At 63.8% G+C, this 13,145-nt stretch carries 16 protein-coding genes; 10 read left to right on the forward strand and 6 right to left on the reverse strand.

Annotation, left to right across the window (positions count from 1 at the left end; all coding sequences use genetic code 11):
* Positions 1-48 precede the first annotated feature (48 nt).
* Positions 49-2,583 (reverse strand): ligase-associated DNA damage response DEXH box helicase, encoded by a 2,535-nt coding sequence (locus tag NHF53_RS00745; protein ID WP_252832706.1) that lies wholly within the window; start codon positions 2,581-2,583, stop codon positions 49-51.
* 122 nt (positions 2,584-2,705) lie between these two features.
* Here NHF53_RS00745 and NHF53_RS00750 point away from each other — a divergent pair, with 122 nt between their 5' ends.
* Together NHF53_RS00750 and NHF53_RS00755 are read left to right on the forward strand one after the other, a co-directional pair.
* Entirely contained in the window at positions 2,706-3,209 is a 504-nt protein-coding gene (locus NHF53_RS00750; RefSeq protein WP_252832707.1) for an Rrf2 family transcriptional regulator, read from the forward strand.
* Positions 3,210-3,253: 44 nt separating this feature from the next.
* On the forward strand, positions 3,254-3,715 hold the full coding sequence (locus NHF53_RS00755) for a carboxymuconolactone decarboxylase family protein (protein WP_252832708.1): 462 nt from the start codon (positions 3,254-3,256) through the stop codon (positions 3,713-3,715).
* A gap of 29 nt (positions 3,716-3,744) precedes the next feature.
* Here NHF53_RS00755 and NHF53_RS00760 read toward each other — a convergent pair whose 3' ends face one another.
* The 3 genes from NHF53_RS00760 to NHF53_RS00770 form a co-directional block, all read right to left on the reverse strand.
* A complete protein-coding gene (locus NHF53_RS00760; protein WP_252832710.1) occupies positions 3,745-4,383 on the reverse strand; it encodes a YitT family protein in 639 nt (212 codons plus the stop codon).
* A gap of 98 nt (positions 4,384-4,481) precedes the next feature.
* Positions 4,482-5,120, reverse strand: coding sequence for a YitT family protein (locus NHF53_RS00765; protein ID WP_252832712.1), 639 nt, complete (start codon positions 5,118-5,120; stop codon positions 4,482-4,484).
* A gap of 116 nt (positions 5,121-5,236) precedes the next feature.
* Positions 5,237-6,178: a class I SAM-dependent methyltransferase gene (locus tag NHF53_RS00770; RefSeq protein WP_252832714.1), complete on the reverse strand. Its 942-nt coding sequence runs from the start codon at positions 6,176-6,178 to the stop codon at positions 5,237-5,239.
* Between the two features lie 139 nt (positions 6,179-6,317).
* Between NHF53_RS00770 and NHF53_RS00775 the strand changes: the two genes are divergently transcribed.
* From NHF53_RS00775 to NHF53_RS00785, 3 genes are read left to right on the forward strand one after another with little or no spacing between them, the layout of a single operon-like run.
* The gene (locus NHF53_RS00775; protein ID WP_112685462.1) at positions 6,318-6,584 is read left to right on the forward strand and encodes a DUF6460 domain-containing protein; all 267 of its coding nucleotides are present in this window, start codon (positions 6,318-6,320) and stop codon (positions 6,582-6,584) included.
* A gap of 46 nt (positions 6,585-6,630) precedes the next feature.
* Positions 6,631-7,092, forward strand: a complete 462-nt coding sequence (locus NHF53_RS00780; protein WP_374591133.1) for a CAP domain-containing protein — start codon at positions 6,631-6,633, stop codon at positions 7,090-7,092.
* 34 nt (positions 7,093-7,126) lie between these two features.
* Entirely contained in the window at positions 7,127-8,470 is a 1,344-nt protein-coding gene (locus tag NHF53_RS00785) for an MATE family efflux transporter (protein ID WP_252832717.1), read from the forward strand.
* Here NHF53_RS00785 and NHF53_RS00790 read toward each other — a convergent pair.
* Together NHF53_RS00790 and NHF53_RS00795 are read right to left on the reverse strand one after the other, a co-directional pair.
* The gene (locus tag NHF53_RS00790; RefSeq protein WP_252832718.1) at positions 8,446-9,534 is read right to left on the reverse strand and encodes a quinone-dependent dihydroorotate dehydrogenase; all 1,089 of its coding nucleotides are present in this window, start codon (positions 9,532-9,534) and stop codon (positions 8,446-8,448) included. The genes NHF53_RS00785 and NHF53_RS00790 overlap by 25 nt on opposite strands.
* Complete coding sequence (locus NHF53_RS00795) at positions 9,531-9,878, reverse strand: DUF952 domain-containing protein (protein ID WP_252832719.1); 348 nt, start codon at positions 9,876-9,878, stop codon at positions 9,531-9,533. The genes NHF53_RS00790 and NHF53_RS00795 overlap by 4 nt, the downstream gene beginning before the upstream one ends.
* Positions 9,879-9,991: 113 nt before the next feature.
* Here NHF53_RS00795 and NHF53_RS00800 point away from each other — a divergent pair, with 113 nt between their 5' ends.
* From NHF53_RS00800 to NHF53_RS00820, 5 genes are all read left to right on the forward strand, one after another.
* Positions 9,992-10,426, forward strand: a complete 435-nt coding sequence (locus NHF53_RS00800) for a hypothetical protein (RefSeq protein ID WP_252832720.1) — start codon at positions 9,992-9,994, stop codon at positions 10,424-10,426.
* A 91-nt stretch (positions 10,427-10,517) separates the two neighbouring features.
* The gene (locus NHF53_RS00805) at positions 10,518-11,162 is read left to right on the forward strand and encodes a response regulator transcription factor (RefSeq protein WP_252832721.1); all 645 of its coding nucleotides are present in this window, start codon (positions 10,518-10,520) and stop codon (positions 11,160-11,162) included.
* Between the two features lie 161 nt (positions 11,163-11,323).
* Positions 11,324-11,989: a helix-turn-helix transcriptional regulator gene (locus tag NHF53_RS00810; protein ID WP_112685474.1), complete on the forward strand. Its 666-nt coding sequence runs from the start codon at positions 11,324-11,326 to the stop codon at positions 11,987-11,989.
* 13 nt (positions 11,990-12,002) lie between these two features.
* A complete protein-coding gene (locus NHF53_RS00815) occupies positions 12,003-12,677 on the forward strand; it encodes a thermonuclease family protein (protein WP_252832722.1) in 675 nt (224 codons plus the stop codon).
* A 54-nt stretch (positions 12,678-12,731) separates the two neighbouring features.
* A complete protein-coding gene (locus NHF53_RS00820) occupies positions 12,732-13,145 on the forward strand; it encodes a tellurite resistance TerB family protein (protein WP_114362442.1) in 414 nt (137 codons plus the stop codon).

Raw genomic sequence — 13,145 nt, forward strand, 5'->3', positions numbered from 1 at the left:
TCTTTTCTTTCCGGGCCGTTGCCCTTCGATGGCAGGTCGGCCCCGCTTCTAGGCCATTGCCTCGGCGATCAATTCGTCCGCGGCTTCCGCCAGCACGTGTTCCTGGGCCTCACCCGCTACCGGCTCGCGACCGATTTCCAGCATTACCGGCACGGCGAGCGGCGAGACGTGATCGAGCCGGCGATGGGTGATGCGACCCTTGATTCTCTTTAGCATATCGCCGAGGCGGGCAATATCCAGAAGCCCGGCCGCGGCATCCTGCCTCGTCGCCAGCAGGAGAATGTGGTCCGGCTCGTGGGTACGCAGCACGTCGTAGATCAGATCGGCCGATACCGTGACCTGCCGGCCGGTCTTCTCCTTGCCCGGATGCCGCTTCTCGATCAACCCCGCGATCACCGCGCAGGTACGGAAGGTGCGCTTCAGCATCCATGATTCGGCCAGCCAGGCCTCGAGATCGTCGCCGAGCATGTCTTCGTCGAAGAGTTCGCCGAGCGCCAGTCTCCCCGACTGCACCATCGCGCCGATATCCTCGAGGCCCCAGACGGCAAGCGAATAGTCGGTGGCAACGAAGCCGAGCGGTTTTGCGCCCATCCGCTCCAGTCTCCGGGTGATGAGCATGCCGAGCGTCTGATGCGCAAGCCGCCCTTCGAAGGGATAGGCCACCATGTAGAAGCGGCTGGCACGCGGAAAGGTCTCGATCAGCAGCTCGCCCCGCTTCGGCAACACCGATTTCTCGCGCTGGATTTCCAGCCAGTCGCGAACCTGGTCCGGTAACGCTCGCCAGCGCGCCGGATCGTCGAGCATGGCGCGGACCTGGTCGGCGAGATAGGTGGAAAGCGGGAACTTGCCGCCGGCATAGGCGGGAATCTTCGGATCCTGCGAAAACGCGTTGGAGACGAGGCACTCGTTCTCACGGATGCCCTCGAAGCGGACGGTCTTGCCGGAGAAGAGGAAGGTATCGCCCGGAGAAAGACTTTCCAGGAAATACTCCTCGACCTGCCCGAGCGCCGTGCCGCCACGCATCGGCCCGCCGCGGCCGAGGGAGCCGAGATGGTTGCGCTTCACCAGCCGCACGTTCAGCATCGGCATCTCGACGATCGTTCCGAGATTGAGGCGGTATTGCTGGGCGACCTGCGGATTGGAGACGCGCCAGCGCCCCTCCTTGTTGCGTCGGATGCGGGCGTAGCGCTCGTAGGTGCGCAGCGCATAGCCGCCAGTCGCCACGAAATCGACAATCCGGTCGAAGGTCTCGCGCGGCAGGCGGGCATAGGGTGCTGCGGTCGTAACCTCCGCATGGAGCGCGTCGGCATCGAAGGGCTCGGCGCAGGCCATACCAAGTACGTGCTGGGCAAGGACGTCGAGCGAACCCTCTCCGACGGGCGGCGTATCCTGCGCGCCGAGATAGTTCGCGTCGAGCGCCGCCTGGCACTCCATGACCTCGAAGCGGTTGGCGGGAACCAGGATCGCGCGGCTCGGCTCGTCCATCCGGTGATTGGCGCGACCAATGCGCTGGGCGAGCCGCGAGGCGCCCTTCGGCGCGCCGACATGGACGACGAGGTCGACATCGCCCCAGTCGATACCGAGATCGAGTGTCGAGGTGGCGACGACCGCACGCAGCCGGTTTTCCGCCATCGCCGCCTCGACCTTGCGGCGCTGTCCGACGTCGAGGGAGCCGTGATGCAGCGCAATCGGCAGGTTGTCGTCGTTGACCGTCCAGAGCTCCTGAAAGAGAAGCTCGGCCTGAGAACGGGTGTTGACGAAGACCAGCGTCGTCCGAAACCGTTTCAGGATCGCGTAGAGATCGGGGATAGCATAGCGGGCCGAATGACCGGACCAGGGGATCCGATCCTCCGTGTGCAGGATCGAGATGTCGGGCTTGGCGCCACCTTCGACGGTAACGAGACCTGCTTCGCACACTCTCCCCGGTGTCTGCGCCACCAGCCAGCGCATCAGATCGGGGGGATCGGCAACCGTCGCCGAGAGCCCGATGGTCTGCAGGCGCGGCGCGAGACGTCTCAGTCTCGCAAGCCCGAGCGAAAGCAGGTGGCCGCGCTTCGATGTCACCAGCGAGTGCAGCTCGTCGAAGATGACGTAGCGGAGATCCTTGAAAAAGCGCGTCGCCTCGCCATTGGCGATCAGCAGCGCGACCTGTTCCGGCGTTGTGAGCAGGATGTCGGGTGGATTGAGTTTCTGGCGCTGCCGCTTCGACTGCGGCGTGTCACCGGTACGGTTCTCGATCGTGATCGGCAGGCCCATCTCGGCAACGGGCTTCATCAGGTTGCGCTCGATATCGACGGCAAGGGCCTTCAACGGAGAGACATAGAGCGTGTGGATTCCGGTGAAGGCGGTTCCCGGCTTGCGCCTGCCCCTTCGCGCGAGATCGGTGAGCGACGGCAGAAAGCCGGCAAGCGTCTTGCCGGCACCGGTCGGGGCGATCAGCAGCGTGCTCTCCCCCCGTTCGGCGCGCGCCAACAGCTCCAGCTGATGGGCGCGCGGCTGCCAACCCTTGTCCGCGAACCAGCGGTGAAAGGCATCCGGAAGAGAGACGGAGGAACCCGTGATGGTGGAATCGGTCGCGCTCACGCGGAAAAGGTAGTGAAGCCGGACCGGAATTGGAAAAGAAAATCGCGATTGCGGCGCCGGCCGGCGAATTGACAGAGGTGCAGAATCATGGATATTTATTATCCGTAATAGGATTTTGAGAGATGAGACTCAGCGAAGGCATAGAACAGGCGATCCATTGCGTGACGATGCTGGCGGGGCTCGATCAGGGTCAGGTGCTCTCGGCCGCCGCCCTTGCCGAGTATCACGGCGTTTCGGCCAGCTACCTTCTGAAGCATCTTCAGGCGCTCTCGGGTGCCGGAATTCTCGCCACGGTGCCGGGGCCAAAGGGCGGTTACCGACTGGCGCTCGCGCCGAAGGACATCTCGTTGCTTGACATCGTTCTGGCGATCGAGGGGCCGGCCCCGGCATTCCGCTGCGCCGAAATCCGCCAGCGTGGTCCGAAGCCGCTTCCCGGCCGCTACTTCCAGGCGCCCTGCCGCATCGCGAGCGCCATGCATGCCGCCGAGCGCGTCTACCGCAGTGAACTTGCCAAGACGAACATCGCCGACATTGTGGCCGGCGTTCACGCCGTGGACGAGGACGGTGCGATTGCTGGCCGCGGCACCGATTTCATCACCTGCCACGCACGCCAGACCGGCCGTTGAGCAGCCGGTGCATGGACCTTGCCTATCAACCAAGGAGAAGCGCAATGCAGCCACGTTTCGATTTCGCCAAAGCCTCGCCCGAATCCTACAAGGCAGTTTTCGCCCTCGAACAATACATCCGCAGCTGTGGCCTGGAGCCCCGGCATATCCATCTCTTGAAGCTCCGCGCGTCGCAGATCAACGGCTGTGCCTACTGCGTCGACACGCATGTCAAGGAGGCGCGGCACGACGGCCTGAGCGAACAATGGATCAATCTCGTCTGCGCCTGGCGGGAATCGCCGCTCTATGATGCCCGCGAGCGGGCGCTGCTGGAATGGACGGAAGCCGTGACCAACGTGGCACAGACCGGAGTGCCTGATGCACCGTTTGCGGAGATCCGCAAACACTTTTCAGAGGAAGAGATCGTCAAGATTACGACGGCGATCGGCACGATCAATGTGTGGAACCGGCTCAGTGTCAGCTTCCGGTCACAGCATCCGATCGACGAGCGCGAGCAAGCCGCCTGACTTGACCGACGTCAGACGCCCGTCGTCGCTCACATCGCGATGTAGCGATCCTTACGATGGTTGATCGCAAGCGTCAGGTTGAGCACGACGGCGCCGACGACCGAGCAGAAGATGATGTAGTAGCTGGCGATGAAGAAGGAAAAGACCAGCACGGTGCCGTCGAAGGCGAGTTGTACCAGCCCCGCCCGCCAGCCGAAGCGATCTTGCAGGTAGAGTGCAAGGATCCCGAAGCCGCCGAGGCTTGCGCGATGGCGGAAGAGAGCGAGCAGGCCGGCGCCGATGAGCAGGCCGCCGAAGGCGGCCGCAACCAGCGGGTCGAGGTTCGAGAAGCCAATGTAATGGGGGACGGTCTCCGTGAGCACCGAGGTCAGCACGACCGCCGCAAAGGTCTTCAGCGTGAAGGCCAATCCGAACCGCTTCAGCGCCAGGTAATAGAATGGCAGGTTGACGGCAAAGAACATGGCACCGAAGCTGAAACCCGTCGTGTAATGAAGGAGGAAGGCAACGCCCGCCGTGCCGCCCGTCAGCAGGCCCGCACCGGAGAGCAGCATCACGCCCAGCGTCGCCAGCATGCCGCCGGCCGCAAGCCCCTGCGCATCTTCGATGACGGAGTGGCGCTCCGCCGACGACGCCATCATCTCCCGCAGCTTCGGCCTCACGTCGCTCATCGCCATGTCCGATGTCCTCTCACCCGTTCCAGCCCCCTTTGTTGTTTACGCGGTAACGCGGCGTCCTGCCAAGCTCAAGGGACTTCCGCTCTCTGCAATTATCGCAGCACGACATAACGGTCGGAGCGGTGGTTGATCGCCACGAACAGATTGAGCACCACCGCACCGACGACCGAGCAGATCACGATCGCCGGGCTCACCACGCCGAAGGCAAAGACCATCACGGTGAGATCGAAGGCGAGCTGTACCAGACCGGCGCGGACGCCGAAACGCTCCTGCAGGTAGACGGCAAGGATGCCGACACCACCAAGGCTCGCACGGTGGCGATAGAGAGCCAGCACGCCGTAGCCGAGGAGAAGACCGCCGAGGATTGCGCCCCAGACCGGCTCGATGGCGCTGATATCGATCAGGCGTCCTTCGAACTCGACGATCAGCGAGGTCAGGGCAATCGCAGCGAAGGTCTTCAGCGTGAAGTCGAGCCCGACGCGACGAAGCGAGAGGATGTAGAACGGCAGGTTGAGCAAGAAGAAGATCAGCCCGAAGCTGACGCCGCTTGCGTAGTGGAGCAGGAAGGCGACGCCGGCCATGCCGCCGGTGAGGAGCCCGACCTTGGCGAGAAGATAAAGGCCGAGCGCCGACACCATGCTTCCGGTGACGATGCCCTGAACGTCCTCGGCGATCGTGTGCCGGTTCGGGCTGGTATTCAGAATACCCCACATGCTGCTCACCTGCGCCATGATCGCGACCTCCGGAATGTCTGAGAACGGGCATATTGTGCACCGCAACATTCCGGTTCGCAAGCACGATATGTCAGCAATGCTGACCTACCGGCAAGTTCGCAACTTTCGTTCCTTCAGAAGCGCCGTTCGGCAAGAAACAGAATGCCGTGAACAGGTTTCCCGGAATCCATGCGAATGACCGAGCGTTTAACCTGCCGTGTGCCGAAGCCGGCATCGGCCAGCGCCTGCCGGACATAGGCCTCCGAATGGCGGTAACGCAACGAAGGCGCAAGTTCGAAGCCCTGCTCCACTTCGGCCTCCTCCACGGAGAAAGCGAAGAACGCGCCGGGTGCTGCAAGGGTCGCGGCCTGCACAAAGGCGTTCTCCAGGCTACCGAGATACATCAGCACATCCGCAGCGGCGACGAGGTCGGCGCGTCCCTCGGGGAGTCCCGCGCCAAGAAGGCCAGACCGTTCGGCCGGCAAGGACAGATCGGCCTCTCCGAGATGATCGTAAATCTGTTTGGCGGACGCCTTCGCGAGCATGTTGGCCGAGAGGTCGAAGCCTTCGAGCCGGTCCGCACGGTCGTGGATCTCCACCCCGAAGAGACCCGTGCCGCAGCCGAGGTCGATTGCGAGATGGAAGCGGCGCTCTCCGGCGACCTCCCGGAGAAGGGTGGCCAGTGTGCCCGGCACACTGTAGCCGAGCTTCTCGACGAGCGAGGTTTCGAAGCGATCGGCATAGTCGTCGAAGAGGGCCTCGACGTAACGGCTCGACGGCTGCTCCGGCATCGGCTCGGCGCCGAGCACGGCGAGCTTCAGCCGGGCGGCGAACAGGTCCTGTGGGTCGAGGGTGGCGACACGCCTCAACGCCGTAATCGCTGCCTCAATATTGCCCGCCTTTTCGCTGTATTCCGCGAGCCGGAGCCAGCCGGCCGCCCAATCGGGTGCAAGCTCCAGCGCCTGTTCCATGAGCTCGGCAGCAGCCGCGGGATCGCCGCCTTCACTCAGCATCTTCGCGTAGTCGGCGCGACGGTCTGCGGTGAGGTTTCCGGACGAGAACTGGATCTGTTGCATGGCGGGTTTCCAGGAAAGGCGCGCGGTCTTGACCGAAAGCTGGAAAAAACACAAGAGCTATTTCCGCGGCACCTGCAAGAGCAGGCGCTTGCAGGCCGGCAGATGCCCGCCTATGTGATGGAAGAACAGGAGACCGGACATGTCGGATGGGGTGAACAGATTTCTCGGGGATACGCCGGGCCGCACCGCGATCAAGCTCCTGGTCGTGTCGCTGATCGTCGGCTTCGTGATGACCGTTTTCGGCATCTACCCGATCGACATCCTGGAAGGCGTCCGGCATTTCATCCTCGAACTCTGGTACCGGGGCTTCGCCGCGCTTGGCCGGGTGGGCGACTACCTGCTTCTCGGCGCGACGATCGTCATTCCCGTCTTCATCGTCCTGAGATTGTTGAGTTACCGACGCTGACATGCCCGTGACCGTGCTTCCATACCTGCCGCGGCGACGCTTCCTCATGCTGGCAGGTATCGGTCTGGCCGGTGGTCTGACCGCCTGCAAGACGACGGATATCGTGCCGACCACGGACGATACGGCGCGCGCCGAGACGGAGGGCGCGCTGCCGCTCGTCAATACCCTTCGGAACAGCAAAGGGCTCCCCACCCTCGAATACAGCAGGATCGCAGAGGCTGCCGCTCTCTCGCAGGCGCGGCGGATGGCGCGGGCAGGCGAGATGTCGCATTTGCTCGGGAGGGGCGACGACTTTCTTCTCAGGATGAAGTCGATGGGCGTGCCTTTGCCGGCCTCCGAAAATATCGCCGCAGGTCAATCGCAGGTGGCGGACGCGGTCGACGCCTGGGTCCGATCCGAAAAGCACCTGCACAACATGCTCGGCGCTTATCGCGGGCTTGGTGTTGCCGTGGCGCACAATCCCTCTTCCGCAAACCGTCCCTATTGGGCCATGGTGCTCGCGAGCTAGGCGATTCCCTGGCAATAGGGCTGGAGACGGGCGCGTGGATATCGCGACAAGAGCAAGGGACAGCTTCGACGTCACCCATAGGACGGTGCTTTCGATCGCGGTGCCGATGACACTCGGCTTTCTGACGACCCCGCTGCTCGGCCTTACCGATACCGCGGTGGTCGGGCGGACCGGCGACGCGGCAGCGCTTGCCGGTCTTGCGATTGGTGCGGTTCTCTTCGACCTCATCTTCTCGAGCGTCAGCTTCCTGCGGGCCTCGACAACGGCCCTGGTGGCGCAGGCCCTCGGCCGTGGGGACAGACACGAGCAGCAGGCCGTCTTCTGGCGGGCTCTCGTTCTTTCCATCGGGCTCGGCCTCGTCATTCTCGCCGCCTCGCCGTGGCTGCTTTCCGTCGGCTTGCGGATGATGGGTCCGGTCGGCACGACCGCCACGGCAACGGCGACCTACTTCTCGATCCGCATTCTCGCCGGACCGCTGACACTTACCAATTATACCATCCTCGGCTTCGTCCTGGGACTCGGCCGCGGCACGACCGGACTTCTGCTGCAGACGATCCTCAACGGCACCAACATCGTCCTTTCGATCTATCTCGGCCTCGTCCTCGGCTGGGGTGTGGCGGGCGTCGCCTGGGGCACACTGATCGGTGAGGGGATGGCCGCCGCCGTCGGGCTAGCACTCATCATTCCGCGTTTTGACCGGAAGGACGGACCGAAAGTCGCCGAAATATTCGATCGCGCCAAGCTGTCGGCGCTCTTCGCGATCAACCGAGACCTGATGATCCGGACCTTCACGTTGCTTGCCGCCTTCACGCTTCTGACACGCATCGGCACGAGCTTCGGCGCCGTCGTCTTGGCGGCAAACGCTGTACTGATGAACTTCTTCATGATTGCGAGCTTCTATCTCGACGGTATGGCGAATGCCGCCGAGCAGATCGTCGGACGAGCGATCGGCGCCCGCTTCCGCGAAGGTTTCGACCGGGCGATCCGGCTCACCGCGCTCTGGTCCTTCGGGCTGGCGCTGGTCTCCTGCCTCTTCTTCCTGGCCTTCGGCAGCGCCATCATCGCCTTCATGACGACGGCGGCCGACGTCCGGGCGATCGCGGCGGACTATCTGCCCTGGGCCGCCGTGACGGCACTGACCGGTGCGTTGGCCTTCCAGATGGACGGCGTCTACATCGGTGCGACCTGGTCACGCGAGATGCGCAACATGATGCTGCTCGCGTTCGCCGGCTATTGCCTTTCGCTGGCACTCTTCGTGCCGCTTTTCGGCAACCACGGCCTCTGGCTGTCGCTCAACCTGTTCCTGGCCTTGCGCGGCCTTCTGCTGCTTGCCCGTCTGCCGGCGCGGGTGGCTCAAAGCTTCACCGAAAGCCACTGATCGAGGCCGCTGTCGCGCAGGTCACGGATCGACGCGACGCCTTCGCGGTCGAGCAGCGCCGACAGGCCGCGGAGGATGCGGCCCGGCAATCCCGGACCTTCATAGACCATGCAGGAATAGAGCTGCACGAGATCAGCCCCGGCGCGCACCTTCTCGATCACCGTTTCCGCCGAGGAGACCCCGCCGACGCCGATGATCGGCAAGGCCGGACCGACGCGCTTGCGCATGCGGGCGAGCACCGCCGTCGAGCGCGTAAAAAGCGGCTTTCCGGAAAGACCGCCCGCCTCCGCGGCCAGACGCGGATCGCTCAGGCCGTCACGCGACAAGGTCGTGTTCGAGACGATGAGGCCGTCGAGGCTATGGCTCATCACCTCCGCCGCAATGTCGTCCATTCCCTCCTCGGTGAGATCCGGCGCGATTTTCAGGAAGACGGAAAGCCGCTTGCCGGTCCTCGCCGCCTCGTCGTCGCGGGCAGCAAGCACGGCCGACAACAGCGCGGCTAGGCTTTCGCGGGCCTGCAGATCGCGCAGTCCCGGCGTGTTCGGAGAGGAGATGTTGACGGTGAAATAGCTCGCCACGGAATAGAAGCGGCGGATGCCGGCGACGTAGTCCGCAATGCGGTCGGCGCTGTCCTTGTTGGCCCCGATGTTGACACCGACGATGCCGTTCGTACGGCGCGCGCTAAGCCGCGTGAAGGCGGCGTCATGGCCCTCGTTGTTGAAACCGAGGCGGTTGATAACCGCTTCGTCTTTCTCCAGACGGAAGATGCGCGGCCGCGGGTTGCCGGGCTGCGGCTTCGGCGTGACGGTCCCGACCTCGGTGAAGCCGAAGCCGAGGCGGAGGATGGCATCCGGCACCTCGGCATTCTTGTCGTAGCCGGCGGCGAGGCCGAGCGGGTTGGGGAAGACGATCCCCGCAACCGTCTGCTTCAGGCGGGTATCGGCAGGCACGCGGCAGCCGGGGATGAGCCCTGTCTTCAGGGCGGCGATGGAAAGGCCGTGCGCCGTCTCCCCGTCGAAGAGAAAGAGGCCGCGGCGGGCGAGCGTCTTGAAAGGTCCGGTCATGGGATGAGCTCCGGGAAGATGTGGAGGCCGTCCGGCCCGAGCGGCAGTGGCTTCTGCCAGGCGATCAGCGAAACCGGCAGATCGCCGTAGAGATGCGGGAAGAGGTCGCCGCCGCGGGAAGGCTCGAACTTCAACCTGTCACCGAGCGCGGAGACTGGAACTGCGACCAGGAGAAGCCCATCAGTCCCGGCGAAGTGCAGCCGAGCCGTCTCACGCACCTGGGCGCCGGTCGAGAAGTGAATATAGCCGTCCTTGAGGTCAATCGCCGCACCGGAGAAAATACCGTCGGCTTCCGCCTTTTGCCACAGGTCGCGCGGTACTATCTTGTATATGAGGCTATGCACGAGCTCATCCTTCCGTGGCCGACGCTGGGAGCGATTTGCCGCAAACCGGGCACTTTGTCCACGGCAGCGATACGGGAATGTCCGCTGGCACACGTAATTTTTGGAGAAAAACGATGAAATTCCAGCTTGTCGTTCCAGCCGTCCTGTTGGCCTTGACCGGACCGCTGCCTGCCAGCGCCGAGGAGGCGGCGGACGGACGCTTCCGGCTCGAGAAGTCGGGAGACGCCTTCGTGCGACTGGACACCCGGACCGGTGCCATGACGCTCTGTCGCGAACAGGATGGCGCACTGGTCTGCCGGATGGCAGCCGACGAGCGCGCGGCCTACGAAGAGGATCTCGGCCGGCTGGAAAAGCGGGTCGAGGCGCTTGAGGCGGCCCTGGCCGCGGGGCAGCCGCTCACCGGCCGTCAGCGGGAAGAGCTGCCTTCCGACGAGGAAGTCGAACGATCGATTGGCATCATGGAACGCTTCATGCGCAGTTTCTTCGGCCTGGTTGAGGAGTTCAAGAGTAAGGAAGAAAAGACCGGGCGAGCGCCCGATCACACCTGACGCTAGACTATTGTATATATTGTCAGGTGTCGCTAAAAGACAAATGACCGCCCAACAGGCGTATCGGGCGCTCTTGGGAGGGAGCGAGCAAATGACAGCACTCACCATCATCATCGCAGACGATCATCCGCTTTTCCGAGGAGCCCTTCGGCAGGCCGTCGACGGCATGGAAGGGAAGAAGACGGTCATCGAGGCGGGTGATTTTGAGGCGGCTCGCAAGGCCGCGTCGCAGCATCCGGACGCCGATCTGCTGCTGCTCGACCTCGCCATGCCGGGTGTCAGCGGTTTTTCCGGACTGATGGCGCTCAGGGCCGAATTCCCCAATCTTCCGATCGTCATCGTATCGGCGAGCGACGACCAGACCACCATCCGCCGATCGCTGGAACTCGGCGCTTCCGGTTTCATCTCCAAGTCTTCGGGCATCGACGATATCCGCACCGCCATCCAGGCCGTGCTCAGGGGTGATATCTGGACGCCGGCCTTCTATGAAGGCGGGCAGGAGGATCCGGACGTCGCCGACCTCATCGCCCGGCTCCGCACGCTGACGCCACAACAGAGCCGCGTGCTCGGCATGCTCGCAGAAGGCCTGCTCAACAAGCAGATCGCCTACGAACTCGGAGTCTCCGAGGCAACCATCAAGGCCCATGTCTCGGCAATCCTGCTGAAGCTCAAGGTCGACAGCCGCACGCAGGCCGTGATTCAGCTCGGCAAGATCAATATGGCCATGGTCGCCTGACACACAAAACGTCTACGTCCGGCGCATACTCGCCAGGATCGTAGTCGCAGGAGAGGATTTTATTCCTCTTTTGCTCTTTACTCCGACGGTCAGCTTGAATAAAATCCGGACCGAACGGAAGGTCCGTTTTTGTCCGTTTCCCCTCTGGAGCATGAGCGACGATGCTATCGCATGACAGTATCTGGAGCGCGATCGACAAGCTGGCGGAGCGCAATCAACTGACGCCCTCCGGCCTCGCCAGACGGGCGGGCCTCGACCCCACATCGTTCAACAAATCGAAACGTGTCGCCGCCGACGGACGCATGCGCTGGCCATCGACCGAATCCATCGCGAAGGTGCTTGAGGCGACCGGAGCCAGCATCGACCAGTTCATGAGCTACATGCAACCGAACGACGGGCGCGTGAGCGTGGCCCAGGGTGCACTGCCGGCGACACCCGGCGCCATTCCGCTGATCGGCTTTGCACAGGCCGGCGCAGGCGGCTTTTTCGACGACGGCGGATTTCCGGCAGGCCAAGGCTGGGACCTCGTCGAGTTCCCCGCGTCACCGGATCGCAAGGCAGGCGTTTACGCCCTCGAAATCCAGGGTGACAGCATGTTGCCGCTCTACCGGGACGGCGACGTGTTGATTGTCGAACCGGGCGCCCAAGTACGCCGGGGCGATCGCGTGGTGGTCAAGACCCGCGAAGGCGAGGTCATGGCCAAGGTGCTGGCACGCCAGACGGCAAAATCGATCGAACTTCTTTCGCTCAACCCCGAACACCCCAATCGCAGCTTCGACATGGCCGACGTCGAATGGATCGCCCGGATCATCTGGGCTAGCCAGTGAGACCGTTTCAGGTATGCGTCGTGCGGCGGTGATTGCAAGCGGTGTCGTGATCCTCGCCTGGGGCTCGGCCCTGGTGATTGCCGGCGCCCGCCTGCGACCCGTCCTTCCGCCGCCGGAAACGGAAACCGCCGTCACCCGGCCAAAGGCGCCCGCGCCCGTCGTCGAGCGCCGGCGCGTCCGGGCGATCAGCCCCGGACAATTCGCTTCCCCGACAGAGGGACCCGGTGAGGCGCTGGAACGCATAGCGCCCCGGCCACCCCTCGGCGGAGAAGACGAGGAAAAGGTGGAAGTTGTCCTCCTGCAACGCCCTTGGTCAGGCGCCGCGGGCTTGCTCGCGGCGCGCGGCCGGCGCGTGAGACTGGCAGGAGTCATGCCAACCGCGGTCGGACGGCGCTGTCCCTCCGGAGGCGGCGCACCCTGGCCGTGCGGTGTAGTGGCACGCACGCAGCAGCGCATGCTGATCCGCAACCGTACCGTCGCCTGCGATCAGACTGGGGCGAATGAGAAGGACATGCTGGTGACCGTTTGCCGCGTCGGCGGGACAGACATCGGCGCCTGGCTCGTGCGCAACGGCTGGGCGGAAGCCGAACCCGGATCGGTCCTCGCGGAACTGAGCTCCGCTGCCCGGACGGACCGGCGCGGCATTTTCGGCGACGATCCGCGCGAAGGGCCGAACGACCAGCCTTGAATCCCATCCATGGCGCGCCTACTCTACGGAAAAACAACGAGGTTTCTTCCGCACATGAGCAAGCGCCTGACCACCCAGGAAGCCCTGATTTTCGTCATGGTAATGGCTTCCGCCGTCGACAATGCGATGAACGACAAAGAGCTCGGCCGCATCGGTCAGTTGATCGATGTACTGCCTATCTTCAAGGATTTCGACAAGGAACGGCTGATCGAGGTGTCGCAACGTTGCGCCGATATCCTCGCAGGGCCAGAAGGGCTGGATATCGCGCTGGAAGTGGTCAGGGATACCGTTCCGCCGCGCAGCTATGATACCGCCTATGCACTCGCCGTCGAAATCATGGCGGTCGACCTCTGCATCCGCCCGGAAGAAATCCGGCTGCTCCAAATGCTGCGTGACCGGCTGACGCTGGACAAGCTCACCTGCGCGGCGATCGAGCACAGCGCGATCGCCCGTTATCGCCCCGCCTGA

This window comes from Ciceribacter sp. RN22, assembly GCF_024054295.1.
Taxonomy (GTDB): Bacteria; Pseudomonadota; Alphaproteobacteria; order Rhizobiales; family Rhizobiaceae; genus Allorhizobium; species Allorhizobium lividum.